Source organism: Sulfitobacter sp. 1A13353 (assembly GCF_043557255.1).
Lineage (GTDB): Bacteria > Pseudomonadota > Alphaproteobacteria > Rhodobacterales > Rhodobacteraceae > Sulfitobacter > Sulfitobacter faviae.
Window position 1 is genome coordinate 340,361 of record NZ_JBIFFS010000003.1, and the last position, 24,286, is coordinate 364,646.

At 62.5% G+C, this 24,286-nt stretch carries 20 protein-coding genes; 17 read left to right on the forward strand and 3 right to left on the reverse strand.

Annotated elements, in window-relative coordinates:
* Positions 1–12: 12 nt before the first annotated feature.
* Both ACGYLO_RS08890 and ACGYLO_RS08895 read right to left on the reverse strand, forming a co-directional pair.
* A complete protein-coding gene (locus tag ACGYLO_RS08890; RefSeq protein ID WP_271689230.1) occupies positions 13–1,575 on the reverse strand; it encodes an acetolactate synthase large subunit in 1,563 nt (520 codons plus the stop codon).
* Positions 1,572–2,600: a histone deacetylase family protein gene (locus tag ACGYLO_RS08895; protein WP_271689231.1), complete on the reverse strand. Its 1,029-nt coding sequence runs from the start codon at positions 2,598–2,600 to the stop codon at positions 1,572–1,574. The genes ACGYLO_RS08890 and ACGYLO_RS08895 overlap by 4 nt, the downstream gene beginning before the upstream one ends.
* On the opposite strand from ACGYLO_RS08895, the gene ACGYLO_RS08900 reads away from it, so the two are divergent.
* The 16 genes from ACGYLO_RS08900 to ACGYLO_RS08975 all read left to right on the forward strand — a co-directional run bounded on the left by ACGYLO_RS08900 (position 2,565) and on the right by ACGYLO_RS08975 (position 22,195).
* A complete protein-coding gene (locus tag ACGYLO_RS08900; protein ID WP_394376395.1) occupies positions 2,565–3,383 on the forward strand; it encodes a GntR family transcriptional regulator in 819 nt (272 codons plus the stop codon). The two genes, ACGYLO_RS08895 and ACGYLO_RS08900, sit on opposite strands and share 36 nt — an antisense overlap.
* 99 nt (positions 3,384–3,482) lie before the next feature.
* A complete protein-coding gene (locus ACGYLO_RS08905; RefSeq protein ID WP_271689233.1) occupies positions 3,483–5,057 on the forward strand; it encodes an ABC transporter substrate-binding protein in 1,575 nt (524 codons plus the stop codon).
* A 75-nt stretch (positions 5,058–5,132) separates the two neighbouring features.
* Positions 5,133–6,104, forward strand: coding sequence for an ABC transporter permease (locus tag ACGYLO_RS08910; protein WP_271689234.1), 972 nt, complete (start codon positions 5,133–5,135; stop codon positions 6,102–6,104).
* The gene (locus ACGYLO_RS08915; RefSeq protein WP_271689235.1) at positions 6,101–6,940 is read left to right on the forward strand and encodes an ABC transporter permease; all 840 of its coding nucleotides are present in this window, start codon (positions 6,101–6,103) and stop codon (positions 6,938–6,940) included. The genes ACGYLO_RS08910 and ACGYLO_RS08915 overlap by 4 nt, the downstream gene beginning before the upstream one ends.
* Complete coding sequence (locus ACGYLO_RS08920; RefSeq protein ID WP_276154458.1) at positions 6,937–8,559, forward strand: ABC transporter ATP-binding protein; 1,623 nt, start codon at positions 6,937–6,939, stop codon at positions 8,557–8,559. The genes ACGYLO_RS08915 and ACGYLO_RS08920 overlap by 4 nt, the downstream gene beginning before the upstream one ends.
* A 39-nt stretch (positions 8,560–8,598) precedes the next feature.
* A complete protein-coding gene (locus ACGYLO_RS08925) occupies positions 8,599–9,345 on the forward strand; it encodes an SDR family NAD(P)-dependent oxidoreductase (protein WP_276155482.1) in 747 nt (248 codons plus the stop codon).
* A gap of 150 nt (positions 9,346–9,495) precedes the next feature.
* Positions 9,496–9,966, forward strand: coding sequence for a (2Fe-2S)-binding protein (locus ACGYLO_RS08930; protein ID WP_067268082.1), 471 nt, complete (start codon positions 9,496–9,498; stop codon positions 9,964–9,966).
* 4 nt (positions 9,967–9,970) lie between these two features.
* Positions 9,971–12,271 (forward strand): xanthine dehydrogenase family protein molybdopterin-binding subunit, encoded by a 2,301-nt coding sequence (locus ACGYLO_RS08935; RefSeq protein WP_271689238.1) that lies wholly within the window; start codon positions 9,971–9,973, stop codon positions 12,269–12,271.
* A gap of 244 nt (positions 12,272–12,515) precedes the next feature.
* Complete coding sequence (locus ACGYLO_RS08940; RefSeq protein ID WP_271689239.1) at positions 12,516–12,851, forward strand: Hpt domain-containing protein; 336 nt, start codon at positions 12,516–12,518, stop codon at positions 12,849–12,851.
* A gap of 12 nt (positions 12,852–12,863) precedes the next feature.
* Positions 12,864–14,807, forward strand: coding sequence for a cellulose biosynthesis cyclic di-GMP-binding regulatory protein BcsB (locus ACGYLO_RS08945; RefSeq protein WP_271689240.1), 1,944 nt, complete (start codon positions 12,864–12,866; stop codon positions 14,805–14,807).
* Between the two features lie 6 nt (positions 14,808–14,813).
* On the forward strand, positions 14,814–16,706 hold the full coding sequence (locus ACGYLO_RS08950) for a glycosyltransferase family 2 protein (RefSeq protein ID WP_271689241.1): 1,893 nt from the start codon (positions 14,814–14,816) through the stop codon (positions 16,704–16,706).
* A complete protein-coding gene (locus ACGYLO_RS08955; RefSeq protein WP_271689242.1) occupies positions 16,703–18,118 on the forward strand; it encodes a hypothetical protein in 1,416 nt (471 codons plus the stop codon). The genes ACGYLO_RS08950 and ACGYLO_RS08955 overlap by 4 nt, the downstream gene beginning before the upstream one ends.
* 4 nt (positions 18,119–18,122) lie before the next feature.
* On the forward strand, positions 18,123–19,088 hold the full coding sequence (locus tag ACGYLO_RS08960; protein WP_271689243.1) for a PleD family two-component system response regulator: 966 nt from the start codon (positions 18,123–18,125) through the stop codon (positions 19,086–19,088).
* Positions 19,075–21,078, forward strand: coding sequence for an ATP-binding protein (locus ACGYLO_RS08965; RefSeq protein ID WP_276154459.1), 2,004 nt, complete (start codon positions 19,075–19,077; stop codon positions 21,076–21,078). Before ACGYLO_RS08960 ends, ACGYLO_RS08965 begins: the two co-directional genes overlap by 14 nt.
* Positions 21,075–21,434 (forward strand): response regulator, encoded by a 360-nt coding sequence (locus tag ACGYLO_RS08970; protein ID WP_271689246.1) that lies wholly within the window; start codon positions 21,075–21,077, stop codon positions 21,432–21,434. The genes ACGYLO_RS08965 and ACGYLO_RS08970 overlap by 4 nt, the downstream gene beginning before the upstream one ends.
* Before the next feature lie 47 nt (positions 21,435–21,481).
* On the forward strand, positions 21,482–22,195 hold the full coding sequence (locus ACGYLO_RS08975) for a hypothetical protein (protein ID WP_394376396.1): 714 nt from the start codon (positions 21,482–21,484) through the stop codon (positions 22,193–22,195).
* A 16-nt stretch (positions 22,196–22,211) separates the two neighbouring features.
* On the opposite strand, the gene ACGYLO_RS08980 is transcribed toward ACGYLO_RS08975, so the two are convergent.
* Positions 22,212–23,117 (reverse strand): LysR family transcriptional regulator, encoded by a 906-nt coding sequence (locus ACGYLO_RS08980; protein WP_271689248.1) that lies wholly within the window; start codon positions 23,115–23,117, stop codon positions 22,212–22,214.
* Positions 23,118–23,274: 157 nt separating this feature from the next.
* On the opposite strand from ACGYLO_RS08980, the gene ACGYLO_RS08985 reads away from it, so the two are divergent.
* Positions 23,275–24,261 (forward strand): zinc-dependent alcohol dehydrogenase family protein, encoded by a 987-nt coding sequence (locus ACGYLO_RS08985; protein WP_271689249.1) that lies wholly within the window; start codon positions 23,275–23,277, stop codon positions 24,259–24,261.
* Positions 24,262–24,286: the final 25 nt, after the last annotated feature.

Here is a 24,286-nt window from a genome sequence, read left to right on the forward strand (position 1 = left end):
GTCCTTTCGGGGTTACAGCATCGCTTCGATGAGGAAGGGACCGGGCTCTTTCGCGGCCTCTTCGATGGTGCGCATCAACTCGGCAATGTCTTCGACCCGTTTGCCGGGCACGCCCATGCCCTTGGCCATGGCCACGAAATCCAATTGCGGGCGGTCGAGGTTCAGCATGCTCAGCGCGTCGGGGCCGGGTTGGGCGCCGACGTTGTGCAATTCGCCCTTGAGGATCTCATAGGACTGGTTGGCCAGAATGATGGTGGTGACGTTGGAATTCTCGCGCGCTTGGGTCCAGAGCGCCTGAATGGTGTACATGGCCGAGCCATCGGCTTGCAGCGTGATCACCGGGCGGTCGGGGCAGGCGATGGCGGCCCCGGCGGAAAGGGGGATGCCAATGCCGATCGACCCGCCGGTCAGCGCGAGCCAAGTGTTCGGCGCGGCACTGTCGCCCGCCGGGAAAGTGGCCCCGCCGGAGGAGACCGCCTCATCCACCACGATTGCGTCTTCGGGCAGCGCATTGGCCAAGGCCGCGCCGAGGTTTTGCAGGCTGATGCCGCCCGCCTGGGGTGCCGCGGGCCGCGCGTGGTCGCGCGGGGTGGCGGGTTTTGCACCGATACGGTCCGCCAGAGCGGCCAGCGCGGTGGCGCCATCGGCATCGACGGGAGCGAGCGTCACGTTGTGGCAATCGACAGGCAACAGCAGGCTCGGCTTGCCGGGGTAGGCGAAAAAGGCGACCGGCGGCGGGGTCTCGATCAGGATCGCGCGGCTGTAGGGGGCAAGGCATTCGAGCGCCGCGTTGATCGGATAGGGGATTTTGTTGACGGCAAACCGCCCCTGTCCGCGCTCCAACCGGCGGTTCGAGGTCGGGGCGAGGATGTCGGCCCCGGTCTTTTCCGCGATACCATGCAGCAAGGCCATCGCCTCTTGGTTTTCCAGCACACCGCTGCCGACCAAAAGCACGGTCTTCTCACCGCTTTCCAAGGCTTTGACCGCGGCATCAAGCGCGGCTTCGTCCAGCGGGGCAGGGGCCGCGGGGGGCACGACCTCGGCCTTCTGGCCGCCCGCGTCCCAGCCGATGTCGGCGGGTGCGATCAGCGTGGCGACCTTGCCCGGCTTGCCTTGGGCGACCGCGAGGGCGGTCATCGCATCTGCGGCAAAGCTGTCCGCGTCACGACCCGAACGCACCCAGTCGCTGAAGGGCGCGCAGGCACCTTCGACATCCGCCGACAGAGGCGCGTCGTATTTCTGGTGCCGCAGCGCGTGATCGCCCACAAGGTTGACCATGGGCACCCGCGCCTTGCGGGCGTTGTGCAGGTTGGCGGCGGCATTGGCGAAACCGGGGGCAAGGTGCAGCAGGGTCACCGCCGGTTTGCCCGCCATGCGCGCATAGCCATCGGCGGCGCCGGTCACCACCCCCTCGAACAGGCCCAGAACGCAGCGCATCAGTTTGGTGCGGTCCAGCGCGTCGACGAATTGCATCTCGGAGGTGCCGGGATTGGCGAAACAGACCTCCACCCCGCCCGCATGCAGGCTGCGCACAACGCTTTCCGCGCCGTTCATTTCTTTGGGGGTCTTGCTCATGCTGTGGCCTCGCGGAATGTTGTGAGAAATGATTTTGCGTTATCGGCAAGGGAGGGGCCAAGGTAGCCGCCCTCTTGGATCAATGCAGTGGGAAGGTTCAGCGCCGCCAAGCGCCGCGCCATTTCGGCAAAGCCGTCGGGGTAGACCTTCACGGCGGCCAGCGGATCGTCGGCGGCCATGTCGAAGCCCAGCGAGACGACCAGCGCCTCGGCTCCGAAATCGCGGATCGCGGCGATGCCCTTGTCGAGCAGGGCCAGCACCTCATCTTGGTGCGCGCCCTGCTCCAGCAGCAGGTTTAGTGATTTGCCCGCCCCGTCGCCTTCGCCCGTCTCATCGGCATGGCCAAGGTAGAAGGTGGGGTAGGTGGCCGGATCGGGATGCAGCGAGCAAAAGAAGATGTCGCCGCGTTCATAGAGGATATCGAGCGAGCCATTGCCGGTGTGCACGTCGATGTCGATCAGTGCGACTTTCTTATAGGTCTGGGTCAGGTGCTCTGCCGCGATACAGGCGTTGTTGAAAAAGCAAAAACCGTTCGCGCAATCGCGCATCGCATGGTGGCCGGGCGGACGGCAGAGCGCATAGGCCGCGCGGGCACCCGTCGCCACCGTTTGGGCCGTCTCAATGGCGGTTTGGGCGGACCAATAGGCCGCGTCCCATGACCCTTCGGTCAGCGGGGTCGAGGTGTCAGTCATCCACCAGCCCAATTGACCGTGAATGTCCTTGGGCTCTTTCCCGCGCCGCACGCCGGGGTGCATGGTGGGGATGGCCAGCGCATCCGGCCCCGCGCTTTCGACGAAACGGGAATGGGCATCGGGCAGGAAATCGACGTAGTCAGGGTTATGTACGGCTTTAATGGGTGCAAGCCCGTGGTCCTGGGGTTTGGTGATCTCAAACCCTTCGCCGATTAACATATCGCGTAGAATTTCAGCACGTTGTGGCTGTTCTTGATGCGGCATCGCCGCGCCGCGCCGAAAGTAATGTGTCGGCGCATGGCCAAGCTGGCGTTCGTCGAAAAAGACTTTCATCACATTCCCTGTGGTCTGATGTCGTTGTGGCGGAGCATCGCAGTTTTAATTTGCAGGCTCAATAGAAATGATGCATCATGCATCAAAACTGGCAGCAAGTCGGCCAGTAAGGATGAGGGTGCGATGGCCGAGATCAATCAAGTTTCATTGGGCGATGCGATCTATGATCGGGTCTGTCAGGACTTGGTGGAAGGCAGGCTTCGCCCGAATGAAAAGGTCACCATTCGCGGCTTGGCAGAGCGGTTGGGCACCAGTTCGACCCCGGTGCGCGACGCGGTGCAGCGGCTCTTGCGGGATGAGGCTTTGGTCCAGCGTAGCGTGCGCGATGTGCGCGTGCCGGTGCTGACAGAGGCGCAGTATCTAGAAATCGCGAGCATCCGGCGCGAGCTGGAGGGCTTTGCCGCCGGTCGCGCCGCTGAGATGGTCGGCCCCAAGGAAATCCGCCGCTTGAAAAAGATCGTGGAGCGGAACGAGGCCGCAGCGGTGGCCGGGCGCTGGCCGCAGGCGGTGAAGTATAATCAAGAGTTCCATTTCGCGCTGGTCGAGGCGGCGGAGATGCCGATCCTGCTGGCCATCCTGAGCGGGCTATGGCTCCGCATGGGGCCGCTAATCGCCGGGTACTATGCGCAAGAGCAGATGGGGCTGGTTCGACATCATCAGGCAATTATTGCAGCCTGTGAGGATCGCGATCCCGCAGCCGCAGCTGCGGAAATGCGCGCAGACATCGATGACGCAAAGGAGGGGATCATAAGATACATCCAATCATTCACCACAGGTGAATGAGCCACCAAGACGCCGCCTATCTCGCGGCGACCACCCAAGCGACTGCAAAAAGCCGACGTCAGATCGGACGCTGCCCTTGGGCGAGTTTCAGCAAAACCAATGGGGATTTACATGCTAAAAACCACTAAATTAACCGCAACCGTTCTGGCGCTGGCGATGGCCGGGCCTTTGGCCGCGCAGGATGGTGAGCCGAAGTCCGGCGGCACGCTTAACGTCGTGATCCAGCCCGAGCCGCCCAGCCTGATGATCGGCCTTGTGCAGAACGGCCCGACACAGATGGTCGGCGGCGATATATACGAAAGCCTGCTGCGCTATGATTTCGACCTCCAGCCCGAAGGGCAGTTGGCTGAATCATGGGAGATTTCCGAAGACGGCAAGACCTATACCTTCAAGCTGCGCGAGGGCGTGGTGTTCCATGACGGTGAGCCCTTCACCTCGGAGGATGTCGAATTCTCCATGGACAAGTTCCTGCGCGAGAGCCACTCGCGGATGCGCACCTATATGGAACATGTCGAAAGCATCGAGACGCCCGACGATCACACGGTGGTCTTCAACCTCAAGCAGCCCTTCGGCCCCTTCATCGGTATTTTCGAGCCGGGCACCGCGCCGATGATCCCAAAGCACATCTATGAAGGCACGGATTTCGCCAATAACGAGGCGAACAATACGCCCATCGGCACCGGCCCCTTCAAGTTCGACAAATGGGAAAAAGGCAGCTTCATCCATCTGGTGAAGAACGAAGACTACTATATGGAGGGGAAACCCTACGTTGACGAAGTCTATTACCATGTGATCCCCGACGCCGCCTCCCGCGCCGTGGCCTATGAGACCGGCAAGGTCGACGTGCTGCCCGGCGGCTCGGTCGAGAATTTCGACGTGGCGCGCATTCAGGCGATGGAGAATACCTGCATCACCGACAAGGGCTGGGAATATTTCGGTCCGCTGTCTTGGATGTGGGTGAACAACGACAACAAGCCGCTCGACGATGTGAAGGTGCGCAAGGCGATCATGCATGGCGTCGACCGCCAGTTCGCCAAGGACGCGCTGTGGAACGGTCTGGGCAAGGTTTCGACCGGCCCGCTGTCGTCCTCCACGCGTTTCTATGACGGCGACACGCCGGATATCTCCTATGATCCGGAAAAGGCCAAAGCCCTGCTGGAAGAGAGCAGCTATGACGGCGAAACCATCCGCATCTTGGGCCTGCCTTACGGTGAGACTTGGCAGCGCTGGGCCGAGGCGGTCAAACAGAACCTGAGCGAGATCGGCATGAAGTCCGAGATCGTGCCCTCGGATGTGGCGGGCTGGAACCAGAAGGTTGCCGACCGCGACTTCGACCTCGCCTTTACCTATCTCTACCAATACGGCGATCCGGCGCTTGGCGTTTCGCGGACCTATATGGGCGACAATGCCGCCCCCGGTTCGCCTTGGAACAACGTGGCAAACTATCAAAACCCCGAGACCGACAAGCTCTTTGCCGAAGCGGCCCTGATGGCCAGCCCGGAGGGGCGCAAGGCCGCCTATAAGGAGATCCAAGACGCGATCGTCGAGGATGTGCCGAACATCTGGCTTCTGGAACTGGGCTTCCCCACCATCTACCGCTGCGATGTGAAGAACCCGGTCAACACCGCCTTTGGCGTGAACGACGGTTTCCGCGACGTATGGCTCGATAAGTAACAAGAGCGACAATGCTCATGGCCCAAGCCGCCACGGCGGCTCGGGCATCTAACAGAACAACACGGGGCGGATAGCGTGATACGTTTCATATTGGGCAGGTTGGTCAAGGCAGTGTTTATCCTGCTGGCGATCCTTGTCTTCAATTTCCTGCTGATCCATGCGGCACCGGGTGACCCTGCGGCGGTCATGGCGGGCGAAGCCGGGGCGGCGGACGAGAAATTTCTTGCAGACCTGCGGGCGCGTTTCGGCTTGGATCAGCCGCTCTACATGCAGTTGTGGATTTACATCAAAGGCGCGGTGCAGCTCGACCTTGGCTATTCCTTCCGCCAGCAGATGCCAGTGGCCGAGATGATCGGCGACCGCCTGCCCGCGACGCTTTTGCTGACCGGCGTGGCCTTCGTGCTGTCGCTGGTGCTGGGCGTGACCGCCGGTGTTGCGGCCTCTGCCCGGCAGGGGCGGTGGGGTGACACGATCATCTCGACCTTCGCGCTGCTGTTCTATGCAACTCCGCTCTTTTGGGTGGCGCTGATGGCGACGCTGGTGTTCTCGGTCTGGCTCGAATGGTTGCCGGGCTTTGGCTATTCCACCATCGGTGCGGGTTATACGGGCCTCGCCCATGTGTTGGATGTGGCGAAACATCTGATCTTGCCGGCCTCGACGCTGGGGCTGTTTTTCACGGCGATCTACATGCGCATGACGCGGGCCTCGATGCTCGAAGTCTCGCGGCTGGATTTCGTGAAAACCGCCCGCGCCAAGGGGCTGAACCGCGGCGTGATCCAGCGGCGGCATATCCTGCGCAATGCGCTTTTGCCGGTGATCACGCTGGCCGGGCTTCAGGCCGGGCAAATCTTTGGCGGGGCCATCCTGACCGAGACCGTCTTTGCATGGCCCGGCATCGGGCGGCTGATGTTCGAGGCGATCAACCAGCGGGATTACAACGTGATCCTCGGGGTCTTCTACATCTCGGCGGCCATGGTGCTGCTGTTCAACCTGATCACGGATGTCATCTATGTCATTGTTGATCCGCGGATAAGGCTGACGACATGATGAGTTTTTGGAAACGTTTCAGCTATAACCGTGGCGCGGTGATCGGCTTGGTCATCCTGACCTTCGTCATAGCCGCCGCCATCCTTGCGCCCATCCTCTTTCCGCAGAGCCCGTGGAAAATGGTGCAGCGCCCCTTCCTGCCGCCTTTCACCCAAGACGGGCTGCTTCTGGGCACCGATGCGCTTGGCCGCGATGTCATGGCGGGGCTGGCCCATGGCGCTTATGTGAGCCTGCTGGTGGGTCTGGTCTCGACCATTGTGGCGCTGGCCATCGGCGTGCCGGTGGGGGCCGCGGCGGGGTATTTCGCAGGCCGGATCGACGACGCGCTCATGCGCTTTACCGAGTTCTTTCAGACCATCCCGAGCTTTGCGCTCGCCATCGTGCTCTTGGCGATCTTCCAGCCCAGCCTGACCTTTGTGATCATCGCGATTTCCATCGTGTCATGGCCCCCGGTCGCGCGTCTGGTGCGGGGCGAGGTGCTGTCGCTCAGAACGCGTGAGTTCGTCGAGGCGGCGAGCCTGTCGGGCCTCGGCAATCTTCAGATCATTACCCGCCACATCCTGCCCAATGCGTTGCCGCCGATCATCGTGCTGGCCTCGCTCATGGTGGCGCAGGCGATCCTGCTGGAAAGCTCGCTGTCCTTTCTGGGGCTGGGCGATCCGAACATCATGTCCTGGGGCTATATGATCGGGGCCGCGCGCACCGTGATCCGCACCGCTTGGTGGCTGTCCTTCCTGCCCGGCATGGCGATCCTTTTGACCGTGCTGGCGCTGAACCTGATCGGCGAGGGGCTGAACGACGCGCTGAACCCGCGCTTGACGAGGAAATCCGAATGACCCTGCTTAGCATCCGTGACCTTTCCATTGCTCTGCCGGTCGGGGCCGACAGGCTCTATGCCGCGAAGGACATCAATTTTGACCTCGCCCCGGGGGAGATCCTCTGCATCGTCGGCGAAAGCGGGTCGGGCAAATCCATGTCGGCCAATGCGGTGATGGGGCTGTTGCCGCAGGGGGTTCTGCCCGACAAGGGCAGCATCACCTTTGACGGGCAGTCGATCCTTGGGTTGTCTGAGAAAGAGATGCTGAGACTGCGCGGCAGCCGCATTTCGATGATTTTTCAAGAACCCCTGAGCGCGCTGAACCCGCTGATGCGCATCGGCGCGCAAATCGCCGAGGTGTTCGAGGCCCACGGCGCGCTCACCGGGGCCGAACGCCGCGCGCGGGCGCTCAAGCTGTTGGAGGAGGTCGGTATTCCCGACCCCGAAGCAACGATCCGGGCCTATCCCTTCCAGCTTTCGGGCGGGCAGCGGCAGCGGGTGATGATCGCGATGGCCTTGGCGCTGGAGCCTGACATCCTGATCGCGGATGAGCCGACCACCGCGCTTGATGTGACCACGCAGGCGCAGATCCTCAAGCTGATCGAAGACCTGCGGCGCAAGCGTGGCATGGCGGTGATCTTCATCACCCATGACTTTGGCGTGGTGGCCGATATCGCCGACCGGGTGATCGTCATGAAAAAGGGGGAGATCGTCGAGGCTGGCCCGGCCCAAGAGGTGCTGCTGAAGCCCCAGCACCCCTATACCCGCGCCCTCATCGACGCGATCCCCCGGCTGACCAAGACCGAAGCCGCGGCAGAAGTCGAACGTAGCCCGCTTTTGAAGGTTGAGGGCCTGCAAAAGACCTTCTCCACCGGCTCTGGCACGCTTTTTGGCAAGCGTCGGGTGGTGAAGGCCGTGCAGGATGTGAGTTTCGAGCTTTATGCCGGCGAAACCATCGGCATCGTGGGGGAGTCCGGCTCGGGCAAATCCACCGTCGGGCGCTGTCTGGTGCGGCTGCTCGACCCGGACGGGGGCCGCGTCCTGATGGACGGCGTCGACATTGCAGAGATGTCGGGGCCAGAACTGCGGGCGCAACGGCGCAAGTTGCAGATGATCTTTCAAGACCCGTTTTCATCACTCAACCCCCGCGCGCGGGTGTCGCGCATCCTGACCGAGGGGCTGGTTGCCTATGGCACCCCGGATAAGGAGGCCAAGGCCAAGGCGCGCGAGTTGCTGGAACTGGTCGGGCTGGACGAAAGCGCGATGAAACGTTTCCCGCATGAGTTCTCGGGCGGGCAACGGCAGCGGATCGGCATCGCCCGCGCATTGGCGCTGGACCCGTCGATCATCATCGCGGATGAGGCCGTCTCGGCCCTCGACGTCTCCATTCAGGCGCAGGTGCTCGACCTGCTGGCCGAGTTGAAAACCCGGCTCCATCTGTCGATGCTTTTCATCACCCACGACCTGCGCGTCGCGGCGCGGATTTGCGACCGGATCATCGTGATGCAAAAGGGCCAGATCGTTGAGGCGGGGCCGGTCAGCAAAGTGCTGCACGACCCCGATACCGCCTATACGCGCAGCCTGCTCGACGCTATTCCGGGGCAGGACTATGAACGCGCGCTGGCGGCGGCCGATTAGGGCGCTACCTCAGCCGCTGCGCCCAAGATGGATCAGACGATGAAACCTGCGGATCACGACCAAAAGACACTGCTGCTGACCGGTGCCAGCCGGGGCATTGGCCATGCCACGGCCAAGGCTTTCGCCGACAAGGGCTGGCGGGTGATCGGCTGTTCGCGGCAGGCGTTCTCGCCCGAATGCCCTTGGCCGGGCGGGGCGCAGGACCATGTGCAGGTCGATCTGAGTGACCCGAACCAGACGATAGAGGCGGTCGCGCAGGTCAAAAGGCTTTTGGGGGGCAACCCTTTGCATGCTCTGGTGAACAACGCGGGCGTCTCGCCCAAGGGCGAGGATGGCGCGCGGCTCAGCACGCTCGACACCGATCTGCGGACATGGGGCGAGGTGTTTCATGTGAACTTCTTCGCCTCCGTGGTGCTGGCGCGCGGGCTTCAGGATGAGCTTTCTGCCGGGCGTGGATCGGTGGTGAATGTCACCTCCATCGCCGGGTCGCGGGTGCATCCCTTTGCCGGGGCGGCCTATGCCACCTCCAAAGCAGCTCTGGCGGCGCTGACGCGCGAGATGGCCCATGATTTCGGCCCCCTCGGCGTGCGGGTCAACGCAATCGCCCCGGGCGAGGTTGAGACGGCGATCCTCAGCGAAGGCACCGATAAGATCGTGCGCGACATCCCCATGCGCCGCCTCGGCCAGCCTGATGAGGTCGCGCGGGCGATCTATTTCCTGTGCAGCGCGGAAAGCTCCTATGTCTCGGGGACCGAGATCGAGGTGAACGGCGGGCAGCACGTCTGACCGCGCGGCGCGCGACCATTCTGACAATCGCGTGATCAGCGCAGTCTTGCGCTGTCATCCCCGGCCATTAGACCTATGTACAGCCGCTCAATCAGGGCAGCTATACGCGCGCTCCCCTCAGGCAAAGCATACCCCAAGGGACACCACTTCATGATAAAATTCGAATTGAACGGGCGGCAGATCTCTGTCGACGCAGACCCGGACATGCCCCTACTGTGGGCGATCCGCGATGAAATCGGTCTTACCGGCACCAAGTTTGGCTGCGGCATCGGCGCATGCGGCGCTTGCACCGTGCATATCGACGGCACCGCGACACGGTCTTGCATCACCTATCTGGGGGACGTCGAGGGCCTGTCGGTCACCACGATTGAAGGGCTGGACGAAGAGGGCAAGCACCCGGTTCAAGAAGCATGGCGCAACCTGCGCGTACCGCAATGCGGTTACTGCCAGTCGGGCCAGATCATGCAGGCGGCGTCTTTGTTGAAAGACACGCCCAACCCCAGCGACGAAGACATCGACGCGGTGATGACCGGCAACCTCTGCCGCTGCATGACCTATCCGCGCATCCGCCAAGCCGTGCGCGACGCCGCAACCGCAATGGGAGGCTCCGACAATGGCTAATCTGATGTCCCGCCTGAAAGGCTCCGACGCGCAACCGCAGATGACCCGCCGCGGGTTTCTGGTGTCGATGACCGCCGCTGGCGTTGCCTTTGGCTTCCCGCAGGCGTCGAATGCCGCGATGAACCCTGCCGTGCCCGATGGCACGCCGATCGCGCCCAATGGCCAGCCCTTTGAGCCGTCGATGTGGTACTGGATCGACGCCGAAGGTCAGGTCAACGTCAACATCATTCGCGCCGAGATGGGCCAGCACGTCGGCACTGCCATCGCGCGTATTTTGGCGGATGAGCTGGAAGTGGCATGGGAAGATGTTCACATCACCCACGTCGATACGGCTGAGAAATGGGGCCTGATGGTCACCGGCGGAAGCTGGTCGATCTGGCAAAGCTGGCCGATCTACCGTCAGGCGGGTGCCGCCGGGCGCACCGCGCTGATCGAAGCGGCGGCGGCCAAATGGGGCGTCGATCCCGCCGGTCTGACCGCGCGCGACGGGGCCGTGACCGATGGCACGCAGAGCATCAGCTATGGCGATCTGGTGGCCGAAGGGCTTGACCGCAGCTTTACCGAAGACGAACTGGCGGCCCTGCCGCTGAAACCCCATGCCGATCTGCGGCTCGTGGGGCAGGACGTGCATCCGCTTGATCTGGACACGAAAACCACCGGTCAGGCGATCTATGGTCTGGATGCCAAGGTCGATGGCATGGTCTACGGCGTGCCGATGCTGCCGCCGACGCGCTATGGCTCTAAGGTCAATTCCGTCGATGACAGCGCCGCGAAAGAGGTCAAAGGCTATCTTGAGACCGTGGTGCTGGACGATCCCTCGGGCACCGTGCCGGGCTGGGTCGTGGTGCTGGGCAAAACGCTCCACGCCGCGCGGATGGCCACCTATGAGATCAGCGTCGATTGGACGGCGGGCGAGACGGCGGATGTCTCCGAAGACGATATCCAAGCCCGCTCACGCGAATTGATCGACAGCGATGCCGGGTCGATCCTGCATACCGAGCAGCCCGAGACCGGCGCCGCCTTCGATGCCGCCGCCGAGACGCTAGAGGCCGAATACACCACGCAATCCGTGCTGCACTTCCAGATGGAGCCGGTCAACGCGACCGTCTTTCAAAACGCCGATGGCGTTTGGGAGACCCATGCAGGCAACCAGTGGCAATCGCTGATCCTGCCGACACTAGCGGCCGCGCTGGAGGTGCCCGCAGACAAGATCGTGATGCGCAGCTATATGCTGGGCGGTGGCTTTGGCCGGCGTCTGAACGGCGATTACATTGTGCCCGCCGCGCTGGCCTCCAAGGCCGTGGGCAAGCCGGTGAAACTGGTCTTCTCCCGCGAGGAAGATGCTCAATTCGACAGCATCCGCTCGCCTTCGGTGCAAAAGCTGCGCATGGCTTTCGATGAGGGCAAGGCCATCACCGGGATGGAGCATCACGCCGCCGCCGGTTGGCCGACGCAGGTGATGGCACCGGGCTTCATGCCCAAGGGCGTCAACGAAGAACCCTATGACCCCTTTGCCATCGACGGCGCGGATCACTGGTATTCTGTCGGAGCGCATCGCGTGCGGGCGATCTCGAACGATCTGGCCAATGCAACCTTCCGCCCCGGTTGGCTGCGCTCGGTCGGGCCGGGCTGGACCAACTTCGCCGTGGAAAGCTTCATGGATGAGGCGGCGCATAAAGTCGGCGCGGATCCGTTGCAGTTCCGCCTGGATCACCTGAAGGCCGAGGGTCTCAACGCAGGTTCCGCCCCCAATGCGGTGGGCGGAGCATCGCGGCAAGCGGCTGTTTTGCAGCGCGTGGCCGAGATGTCAGGCTATGGCCAGACGGAGTTGCCCGAGGGCACGGCAATCGGGATCGCCACCACCTTTGGCCAGTCGCGCACCATGCCGACTTGGACCGCCGCCGCCGTCAAACTGGCGGTGGATGCCGAAACCGGTGACGTCGCGGTTGAGAAGATGTGGCTGGCCTTCGATTGCGGCACTGTGGTCGACCCCGACGGCGCGCGCGCGCAATGCGAGGGCGCAGCGCTCTGGGGTCTGTCCATGGCTCTGCATGAGGGCACGCGGATTGAAGACGGCAATGTCGTCGACCTGAACCTTGGGTCTTACACGCCGCTGCGGATGGTCGATGTGCCTCAGATCGAGGTCGCTTTCGTCGAGAGCACGGAAGTGCCCGTGGGTCTTGGAGAGCCGGGCACCACGGTCATCGCCCCGGCGATTGCCAATGCGATCTTCAACGCCAATGGGGCGCGGGTGCGTCATCTGCCGATCACTGGCGATGCGATTCTTGCGGCGCTGGAAAACTGATAGGAGAAGGCGGGCGCGGCATGTCGCGCCCGCCTTCCATTTGGTCTGATGGCGCCGGCTAGTGAGGCGGGCTGCGCATTCGCTGGGCAGCGCGGCGGCTGCCTAAATTCAACGGCTGAAATTTTGAGTATTAACGCTTAAAAACTTAGAAAATCGCCCATTGCGCCATAATTCTGACAGGTTTCGAACAATAATCTAAACGGGCTATCTGGGCTCCTTTGCGGGCGGGTACGAAGGACGATCTGTGGCACCTACCGAGACATATGAACAACGCGTCGCCGCGACGCGAAAGCGCTTTATCGAAGGGATGCCGGAGCGGTTGCAGGCCGTGGCCGATGCGCTGCGCGAGACGGATGGCGCTGACCCGCGCGAGACCAAGGCGCGCAAGGTCCACCGCATGCTGCACGATCTGGCTGGCAATGCCGCGATGCTGGAATATGCCGAGATCGAAGATCGCCTACGCAAGGGGCTGCGCGTCGCCGAAGATGCCGATGAATCCTCCGCGCCCTTGTCGACCGATGACATTCGTATAATTGAAACGGCTCTGGCCGATGCCCGCAGTGTCACTGAAGAAATTTAAGAGAGCCTATCCATGAAGTATCCCGCAATCGGTTTGTTGGCGGCCCTGCTGCCGTTTCAAGTTCACGCCCAAACGGCCCAGGGTGAGGATGCGGCGAACGCCCCCACGGAGCAGGTCCAAGAAGGGCTGATCGCGCGGACCTTCGATTTGGCGGAGCTTGGCTTTCAAAATGGTCTGTCCTTCCGGCAGCTGTCGGGCAATGCGACGATCTATATCCCGCTGCCCAACCCGGATGCGCTAAGTTCGGGCAGCTTGCAGCTTGAGCTTGAACATGCCTCCACCACCGAGGTGGATCGCTATTTGCAGGTCTCGGTCGCGGGCCGCCCGGTGTTGTCGCAGGCGCTGCCTGATGGGGCAGGGCGCCTGAGCGTTCCGGTGCCGCTCAGCCCCGAAGACGTGTCGGGCGGGTTCATCGCCGTGGGCCTGTCCTATTCCGGGGCTTTCAGCGATCGGGTCTGCGTGGACGAACGCGCTTCGGGCGATTTTCTTGAGATCACGGCGGCTTCTTCCGTGACCTTGCAATTGGACCCGTCTGAGATCGACACATCGGCGGCATTCGCCGGGCTGCGCCCTGCGGACACGCGTCTGGCCATCGGGGGCAACGACTCCCTCGCCGCCTTGGCCGCTGCGACCCGCGCCGCTGCGCTGTTTGACGCTGAGGCCGGGCGGCTGACCTTTGGCGGCGACGGGGCCAGCACATCGGGCGCATGGTCCGAAGGGGCCATCGAACTGGACGTGACCAACTCGGGCGTGGCGAGCGAGATGGCCGTGGACAATCAAGCGGGCCTGCCCGTCTTGAACCTGCGCGGCAGCGATCCGCAGGTGGGGCTGTGGCAACTGGTCTCGGAATGGTCGCCCCTGTCGAACGAAGGCGCGACCGTGGTCGATGTGGCCGGGGGACCGGCCCGCTTTGACGACCGTTTGCCGCTGTCGGCGCTGGAGGGCGACCTCACCCCGCGTCCCGTGGTCTCGACCGAAGACTTCTTCGTGCCGTTCCAATCCTCCGACCTTCCGGCGGGCAAGGGCGTGTCTGGCGTGAACCTGCATGTCGCCGCAGCGCTTGATCCCGAAGGGCGGGGGGCGACGGCCTCGGTCTTTCTGAATGACACGCTGCTGGGCAACCGCCCGCTTGACAGTGGCCGTCCAGAGCAGTTGACCTTTTCAGTTCCGAGCGGCCTGCTGGGCCGGGATAACCTGCTGCGCGTGTCGATCCAGCGCCAGCCCTCGGGCGGCGAGTGCCGGTTCAAACCGCAGGGCTATCCGGCGCAAATCCTTCCCGGCAGCGCCTTGCTGCTTTCAGATTCCACAGCGCAGGATCGGGACTTCTTTACCCTGCGACAGGAATTCGCCGATGGCGTTCAGGTCGTGCTCGACCCCGCGCTTTCGCTTGATTTCGCGCAGACCCTGCCGTGGCTTGCGGGCGTTGCGGGCAGTGTGATCCCGGACCGCGCGCCTATCCTGCCGCGCGCCTCGGTCGACGCGCTTGAGGGGGACGAGCCCTTCTTTGTGATCTCTGACCAGAACCCCGGCGATGCAGAGCCACTGATCACCTTCGATCAGGGCCGGATCGAGGTGCGCGACCGTCAAGACAACCTGATCTATTCGGGCGAAGACCTGTCGCGGCTTGGCGTGGTGCAGATCGTCACCCGGGGCGACACCCGTGGCCTGTGGCTGCGTCCGGGCAATGGCCCTGCACCAGAGCTGACGCCCGAACGCCCCATGGTGTTGGACCGCGGCGATCTGGCGCTGATCGGGCAGGAGGGGGTGATCCTTGCCACCGCCACCGACCGCAGCCCGCTCGTTGATGTCGTCTACCCCGACCGCACCAGCCTTGCACAGATGCTGGCCAAATACCGCCCCTGGATCGTGGGGGCCATCTGGGTGCTGGTGACACTGCTTGTGCTGATCGTGTTCCAGCGCGTCTACCGTGCGCGTCGCGGCAAAGACGAGACGTAAGCCACCGTGCCGTTGGATGCCGAAAGCGAAGCCATTGGTTCGTTGCTGCTTGACCGTGGCGCGCTGACGGCGGAACAGCTCGACGCGGCAGAGGATCTGGCCGAGGAGTGGAATGTCTCTCTGGTCAAGGTTCTTCTGTCGCGGCGCTGGCTGACCACGCAGACACTCTACCGCGAGATCGCCTTTTACCACGGGCTGGCGCTGGTCGATCTGATCGAAGACCGCGCCGATGACGATCTGATCCGCCAGTATGATCCGGTGGTGATGAACCAATTTATGACGGTGCCGATTGGCCGGGCAGAGGATGGCACGCTGACGGTCGCCACCTCGCGCCCCGGCCCGCGCACGCTGCTGCATATCCGCGAGGTCTATGGCTCTGGCGTGACCATCGTCGTGGCCTCGCATTTCGATGTGTCATGGCAGTTGCAACGCGCCTTCCGCGAGAAACATTCGCATGAGGCGGTCTTTGCGCTGGCCGAGCTTGACCCCGATATGTCGGCGCAGAACGTCGTGACCCCGCCGCAGATTTTGGTGATCTACCTCATGATCTCGGCGCTGCTGCTGGGGCTGGCCTTTGCCCCCGTGGTCACGCTGATCGTGCTGAACGTCCTGCTGACGGTGTTCTACACCGGCAACTTCCTGTTCAAAGCGCTGCTGGTCTGGCTCGGCGGCGCTGCACAAGAGACTTCATCGCGGGCCATCGCGGCCGAGGCATCGCTGCTGCGCGACGAAGACCTGCCGATCTATACCGTGCTGGTGCCGATGTTCCGCGAGCCCGAGGTGCTGCCGATCCTTGCCCAAGCGCTGCGCAACCTCGACTATCCGCTGGCCAAGCTCGACATCAAGATCGTGCTGGAAGAGGGCGACCACGAGACCATCGACGCTGCGCGCAAGCTCGACCTCGAAGGCGTGTTCGAGATCATCCGCGTCCCGGCCTCCCATCCGCAGACCAAACCCAAAGCCTGCAACTTTGCGCTGCGCTATGCGCAGGGTGATTTCCTCGTAATCTTCGACGCCGAGGATAAGCCCGAACCGGATCAGTTGAAAAAGGTAATCGCCGCCTTCAACCAATCCGCGCCCAATACCGCCTGTATCCAGTGCCGTTTGAACTATTACAACGCGCGGGAGAACTGGCTGACGCGGATGTTCACGCTGGACTATTCGCTGTGGTTCGACCTGATGCTGCCGGGGTTGGAGCGTTTGGGCGTGCCGATCCCGCTGGGCGGCACTTCGAACCACTTCCGCATGGACGTGCTGCGCGAATTGAATGCATGGGATCCCTTCAACGTGACCGAGGACGCCGATCTGGGCATTCGTCTGACGCAGAAGGGCTACCGCGTGGGCGTCATCGATTCCACGACCTTTGAAGAGGCCAATGTCTCGATCCCGAACTGGGTGCGCCAGCGCTCGCGCTGGATCAAGGGCTATATGCAGACCTTTCTCGTCCACAGCCGCAGACCCATTCACCTGTGGCAATCGGTCGGGGCGGCGGGCGTCTTTGGCTTTGTCTTCTTCATCGGGGGCACGGTGCTCTCGGGTCTGTTGAACCCGGTCTTCTGGTCGATCTTCGCCATCTGGCTGATCTTCGGCACCGAGGTGATTACCCCCTATTTCCCGCTCCCGGTGCTGTACCTGTCGCTGGTCAACCTACTGGCGGGCAACGGGTTGCTGATCTACCTTACGATGGTCGCGCCCTTTAGGCGCAGATGGACCGATCTGGCGCCTTGGGGGATCACCGTGGTGGGCTATTGGGTGCTGATGACCGTGGCCTCTTACAAGGCGCTGTCGCAGTTAATCTTTAACCCGTTCTATTGGGAAAAGACCCAGCACGGCCTGTCCAAACACACCGCTAATGAGGTCGCCGAAGCCAGTGCCGAAGCGACGGAGGCCGCGCAATGATCCGCGCCGCCTCATGGTCTTTCGGCTTTGTCGCGCTGGCGCTGCTGCTTTTGCTCACCCTCGGCTGGACTGAGGCGCATGGCTTCCTGTCGATGGACGTGACCGACCTCTGGGCCAAATCAATCGTACAGATCGAGGGGCCGGCGCAGTTCAAGGCAAGCGATGCTTTCTACCCGCCCGTGCCCTATGCGCTGTCGCTTTTGGGGCAGGCGGTCTTGCCCGACACGCAGGTGCCGGTGCCCTTCGTGCTTTCCGCGCTGGTGGGGGCAGGGCTGTTGGTCCTGTGGTTCCTCAACCTGCGCGATACGGGCGGCTTTTCGGGCATGACCTCGGCGCTGGTGGTGCTGCTTTTGGCGCTGAACCCGTTTTTCCTGCGCGCCTTGGCCGATGGGCCAGAGACGATGTTTTGCATCTTGGGCACATGGCTTTTCGCGCGCGGGATCGTCAATCTGCGCCTCACGGGCAACGCGCCGGATATGATGAAAGTGGCCGTGGGGCTTTTGGTGGTGGCCCTATCGGACAGCTATGGCCTGATGCTCTGCCTCGGGGCGATGCCCTTCATGATCGTCGCGGCACGGCCCAGCATGATCGCGGTCTCCTCGACCGGCTATCTGGTGGCGATGTTCTATCCCGTGGCCGCCGCCGTGGGGGCGCTGATGTTCGTCAGCATGATCTTCGACAGCCGCCTGATCCCGCTTTTGTCGGAAAGTGCCACGCCGCTGACCTTGGGGGAGCATCTGGTCATTCTGGCCGGGCTGGGCCCGGCGGCCCTTATCGCGATCCTGCGCAATATCATGGTCCCGCGTCTGTTCATGCCGCTCTTGGCAGCGGTCGGGGCGGTGCTGGGCGGCTATACGCTTAACGTCTTTTTCCATGTCGAAGGCGACCCGGCCATGGCGCTGGCGCCCATGCTGGGGGTCTTGGTCGCCGCGATCCGCTTTTGGCCGAACCTGTCCTTGCGTGAGCCGATTGCCATCGCGCTGTTGGCGCTGTCGCTGCTGACCTCGGCGGTTGTGATGCGCCATGTCGCCCATGACGAAACCCGCGCTTGGACCAACGCGATGCTCGGCGCGGAAAACGCAGCGTCCCGCCCCGCGCGAGAGGTCGTTTCATTCTTGCGCGACAAGTCTGATATTATGGTAGATGTTGAGAGAAACCCCGAGATCGTCGTCGGTCTGGGGAATATCGACCGGCTGGTGATCGCCGGAGAGCCTGCCTACGACTGGGCGCTTGAGGGGGGCGTGCCGCGCACAAGGTACATCGTGGTCCCGCAACAGGCGGAAGGGCAGGCCACAGCAGACAGAATTCTGCGCAGGTTCCCGCAGCTGAAGCAATCGCAGATGCCGGGGTATGAGGAGGTTTTTCAAAACAGCCGTTGGCGTGTTTTTGAAAGAGTTAACGAGTGGAATTAAAATCATGAGCCCACGAATTATCGCAGTCGACGATTCGGATATCGCGCAGGATTTTATCAGCGCGACGCTTTCGGAGCTTGGCTTTGACGATGTCGTCAGTTTCATCGATCCGCGCAGTGCACTCGACGCGATCGAAAGCGATGAGGCCACGGCGGACCTGATCCTGATGGACATAATGATGCCCGATATCGATGGTATCGAGCTTTGCGCCCGTATCCGTGCCTTGGACAGATGGAGCGATGTGCCGATCATTATGCTGACCAGCCGAACAGACATGGGGTCTCTCTCCGAAGCCTTCATGGCGGGGGCCAACGACTATGTCACGAAACCCTTCAACCGGATCGAGCTTCAGGCCCGCATGCGCAGTTGCTTGCGTCTGAAATCCGAGTTGGATCGCCGCCGTTTGGGCGAAAACCGCAGCGCGCGCCGCCGTGCCGCGCCGGGCGTGTCCGAGGCCACGGTGCCCAGCCTTTTGGGCAGCAAATCCGGGTTTCAGGGGCATCTCATGTCGCTGTCGCCCGCGATGCAAAAAAACCTCGGCCTGATCGTCTTTCGCATTGATGGCGACCGTGACCAATCCGATGCGGCGCGCGCGCAGCGGCAAGAGCTTCAGCGCCGCGTGGCCGGGCTTTTCGGCAAGGTCGAAATCCCCGCGCAGGACGGGTTCGCCCATTGGGAGGATGATCTTTTCGTCTATGGCGCGCTCCACGCGGATCGCGCCCAGCTTGAAGCGCGGGCGCAGCAGTTTATCTCAGCCGTGGCTGAGGCCTCGGCCACCGTGAAAGAAGGCTGGACCTCGCGGCCTTTGAGCGTCAGCGCTTGCGTCGTGCCGCCCTCGGACGCGGCTGTCGCCACCTCGCTCGCGCGGGGCATTCAAGGCGTCGAAAGTGCTGGAATAACAAGCGCGCCGGGCAGCATCTGCCTTGCCACCAAGGACATAGGACACCAAGCCGAGAATGGTCAGCACTGAGCCCACCAACAAAGCTGATGCGAAACCGTCTTCGCGCGCGCAGACCCTGTTCTGGGCGCTGATTTCGGCTGCCGTTCTGATCTATTTCGTGGGGCTCGCGGTCCTGACCTGGTCGGACTACAAACGCGCCACGACCCGGGCAGAGGTGGAGCTTGAGCATTTCGCGGAGCTTTACGAGCAGGCGGTCGATGCCTCTCTCTCGGTTGCGAATGTGCGGATGTGGGGGCTGATTGATGAGCTGTCGACCGCGCGCCTGAGCGACCCCGAGCAGTTCGAGGCGCAATACGGTGATCTGATGAATGTCGCCGTGCAGGAGACCGAGCAGGTCGATGCGCTTGTGCTGATCGGCGCCGATGGGGTCGTGCTTTGGGCCACCGTGAAACCGCTCATGGGGCAGTACCTTGGGGACCGGGCCTATTTTCAGGCGGCGATTGGTCTTGATGTGGATGAATACACGGTCGGGGTGCCCATCGTGTCGCGGGCCACAGGGCGGCGGCTGACCCCGATTGCATGGCCCTTGATCGGCATGGATGGCCGGTCGCGCGGGGTCTTGGCGTCTTCGCTGGGCGAGGATTACTACTCGCAATTGCTGGCAATAGATGGGTTGCAACAGGACATGTATGTCGAGGTGGTGACCTCCAACGGAGAGCGGGCCTTTGTTTCGGGGCGGCCTCCACGCGACCCCGATACGCCCGTGTTCCGCGCCCGCAAGGAGATCCCGGCGCTGGACCTCTATATCGACGTGACGCGCAGCAAGCCGGCGGTGCTGCAAAATTACTGGCAGCGCACCTTGGTTTTCGTGGGGCTTGCCACGATCCTGTTCCTGACGGTGATCAACGCGGCGATCCGCGCGCGGCGGCAGTCGACCCAATTGGCGCAGGCCCTGCGCACTTCCGAACGGCACCGCGAACGGATCCGCGTGGCGCAGAGCGAATTTGACGCGATCTTTGAGAATGTCGGCGACGGGCTGATCGTCTATAACGACAACAACAAGCTGCACCGCTCCAACCGCAAGGCGCGTGAGTTGATGGGCGTGTCCTCAGATATCGAAGCCGTGCAAAAGCTGCGCGGCATGGTCCCGCCCTTTTCGCAGATGGACGAAGACGTCGCCGTTCATCGCATTCAGATCACCACCGCCGAGAACGAGAGCGTTGCGGTGCAATGCCGGGTGATGAAGCTGCATCTGCATGGGGATTACATCGCCTATAACGTGCTTCAGGACATTTCTGCCGAAGAGCGGCTGGTGGCGGCGCGCACGGCCTTTGTCACCTCGGTCAATCACGAGCTGCGCACGCCGCTCACGTCCCTCGCCGGGTCGCTCGAAATCCTGCATGACCGCTTTGGCGACAGCATGCCAAAGAACGCGGGCAAGCTGTTGTCGATGGCCACCCGCAATGCCGACCGGCTGTTGGTACTGGTCAATGATATCTTGACCCTTCAGGCGATCGACCAACGCCAACTCAGCATCCAGACTGAGCGGGTCGCGGTGTCGGAGGTGCTGTCGGAAGCCATCGCGGCCAACACCGGCTATGGGGTAAACCGCGACGTGCAACTCGACATCCACACAGGCCCCGACGCGGCGCAGGAAGCCTATGTGCGGGTCGATACCGTGCGCATGCAGCAAATCTTCTCCAACCTCATTTCCAACGCGGTGAAATATACCCCGCGCGGCGGCACGGTAAAAATCGGTGCCGAGGTGGACGACCAGTGGGTCACGTTCTATGTCTGCGATGCGGGGCCGGGCATCCCAAGAGCCGCCCATGATCGTATGTTCAAAAGGTTCGCTGACCCTGTGCACTCTCGCGAAAACCAAGCGAATGGGACGGGGCTGGGGCTGGCCATCACGCGGGAGCTGGTGTTGCGACAAGACGGCGATGTGAGCTTTGAGACACGCTCGGAAGAAGACGGCGATGAGAACCCCGGCACCACGTTCTATGTGCGTTTCGCCCGGGATACAGACGCGGCGCCCAAGCAGGGGGCATCGGCATGAGAGTGTTGTTCGTCGATGACGAGGATGACATCCGCGAGTTGATCGAGTTTGCGATCATGACCGAAGATGACATCGAACCGACCTTCGCGGCGACTGGGCTCGACGCGATTGCTACGATGGAAACGCAGGCGTTCGACGTGATCATGCTGGATGTGATGATGCCGCCCCCCGATGGTATGGAGGTGCTGCGCTGTGCGCGGGCCAATGCGGATTTGGACGACACGAAAATCGTCATGTGCACCGCCAAAACCTCGCCCGAGTCGGAGAGGAAGTTTCGCGACCTCGGGGCAGATCACATTCTGCACAAACCGTTCAAACCGCTGAAGCTCGCGGATTTCATTCGGTCGATCGTTTAATACCTCATCGCTCAGCCTTTTGCGGCTTTAAACACGCGGAACTTACCATGCGCAAAACAGCGAAAATGTCTTCTGATCTCACGCGGCGGTTCTTGCCCCGGCTTGTTGTCTTCTCGGCCATCGGTACCATCGCCCTCCCGGCAAGTGAGGTGGCATCGGCGGCGTGGCCGCGGGGCGAAGACAAAAGCTTTGTCACCCTGTCCTATGAGACCACTGCAGACGGCCCCGACTTTGGCGATTTCGGCGCGTTTTACTACGAATACGGGGTGACCGAGAAACTGACTTTCGGCCTCGACATCGGCAAGACCCAGAGTGCGGGGCAGGTCAGCGCCATTGCCTTTCTGCGCTATCCGCTTGAGCTCTCGGGCGGGGACAATGTTTTCGCCGCCGAAGTCGGTCTTGGCTGGGCCGAACGGGATGGCAGCGCGGTGGCGGCTCTGCGGCCCGGCCTGTCTTGGGGGCGTCCGGTATCGGGGGCTTGGGGCAGCGGCTGGCTGGGGGTGGAAAGCACCTTTGCGATCTACGAAGACGGCGAAACACTGGGCAAGATCGACAGCAGCTTCGGCATCAACCACGAGAGTGGCAACCTGTCGATTTTCAAGCTGGAGTTCGCGGCCCCGTCAGACGGGGATGAGACACTGGCCTTTGCGCCGTCGCATGTGATCAAGGTCTCGGAAAACAGCTTCCTGGAACTGGGCCTGTCGCATGAATTCACCGACGCTGTGGCCAAGGTCAAAGTCGGGGTTTGGCACAGCTTCTGACGCGCTTCGGGTCTGCTCAATCCCGCCAATCGGGGCGGTTGCCGAGGTGGGCAATCAGAAAGTCGATGAAATACCGCGTCTTGGGCGTTAGCACGTTTGAGCGCGGATAGACCAGCCAAAGCACCGACCGGTCGTTCATCCGCCAGCCCGGCAATAGCCGCAGCAATCGGCCCGAAGCAAGCTCGTCCGACACGCTCCAAAGCGAGTTGATCGAGATGCCAGCCCCCGCGAGGGTCGCTTCGCGTTGCGCATCGCCATCGTCCATGATCACGCGGCAGGTCATCTCATGCGGGTCGAGCGTGGCGGCTTCGCCCTCCGGCCCGATCAGCGCGCGGGGCTCAAGATCACCCCAAGCGATCAGGTGATGATCCCGCAGCGCGGCGGGGGTCTGGGGCAAACCGTGGGCCGCCACATAAGACGGCGCGGCGCAAAGAACGCGGGTGTCATCGGCCAGCTTGCGCCCCCGCAGGCTGCTGTCGGTCAAGGGCGCGCTGCGCAGGGCAAGGTCAAAACTGCCTTCGATCGCGTCGAACCGGGTGTCGGAGAGGCGCAGATCGAGGGTGAGCTCGGGGTAGGTTTCGTGGAATTCCGGCAACAGCGGCATGATGTGACGCTGGGCAAAGCTGCTGGGGGCGGCGAAACGCAGGATGCCCTTGGGCCCCGCCTTGGTCCCGCCCAGAATGGCCCGCGCGGCATCGGCTTGCGCCAATATCTCGCGCGCATAGGGCAGAAAGTCCGACCCATCGAGCGATAGCGAGACCTTCCGCGTCGTGCGCCGCAAAAGCTCAACCCCGAGTTCTTGTTCCAGCTTGGCCAAACGCGCACTGGCGACTGCCGGGGCCATCCCCAAAGCGCGCCCGGCGGCTGAGATGTTCAGCCGTTCGGCAGCCATGACGAAAAGGCGAAGGTTGTCGATATCCATGGGCCGCGGTCCTTGCTGCGGATCATCCGCCGGGTCAGCATATAGGGTTCGGTATTATATTCAATAACGGGAAACTGAACTCAAGTTTCATCCGATTATCTGTCGCGCCATGTTGGCCTATCTCTGTCTCAACGCAATGTTAACGGGAGATAGACCGATGAAATCCATGACCCTCACCAGCTATGGCGCAGAGGCGCCTTTTGTCGAAGCCGATTTGCCACGCCCCTTGGCCACCCCCGGCCATGTGGTGCTGCGCGTCAAGGCGACCAGCGTGAACACCATCGACACGATGATCAAGAACGCGGGCAAAGACCTGCCTCTGTCGCCTGACCTGCCTGCCGTTCTGGGCATGGATTTCGCCGGGGTGATCGAAGAGATTGGCGAAGGTGTCACCGGGTTCGCCGTGGGCGACGAAGTCTACGGCTGCGCCGGTGGTCTGGCCGATTTGCAAGGGGCTTTGGCTGAATTCATGCGCGCCGACGCGCGGCTCATTGCCCATAAACCCAAGTCGCTGTCGATGCGCGAGGCGGCGGCCCTTCCGCTGGTCGGCATCACCGCTTGGGAAGGGCTGCACCGCGCAGGCGTCGCAGCCGGGCAGAAGGTGCTGGTCCAAGGCGGCGCGGGCGGCGTGGGCCATCTGGCGGTGCAACTGGCAAAGCATATGGGGGCCGAGGTTTCCTCGACCGGCACCGGGGATGACCAGATGGCGGTGATCGAGGGCTATGGCGCGCGGGCCATCGACTTCAAAGCCGAGAAGATCGAAGACTATGTGGCAGCCCATACTGCGGGCTGCGGCTTTGATACGGTCTTCGACACTGTGGGCGGGGCCAATCTGCCGAACTCTTTCGCCGCCGCCGCGCTGAACGGTCATGTGGTGACGACCGTGGCCCTGTCGGAGATCGACCTGACCCCGGCGCATTTCAGCGGCCTGTCCTTGCATGTGGTCTTCATGCTTTTGCCGATGCTGCATGACGTGAACCGCGCGGTTCATGGGGAAATCCTTAGCAATCTCGCCACACTGGTCGATGAGGGGGCGGTGAAGCCGCTGCTCGACGAAAAGACCTTTGATCTGAGCGCGGTTGGCGATGCCTATGCGCGGCTGCAAAGCGGACAGGCGATCGGCAAGGTTGTGGTCGACGTCTAAGTCAGGCCGAACACTGATTAATATC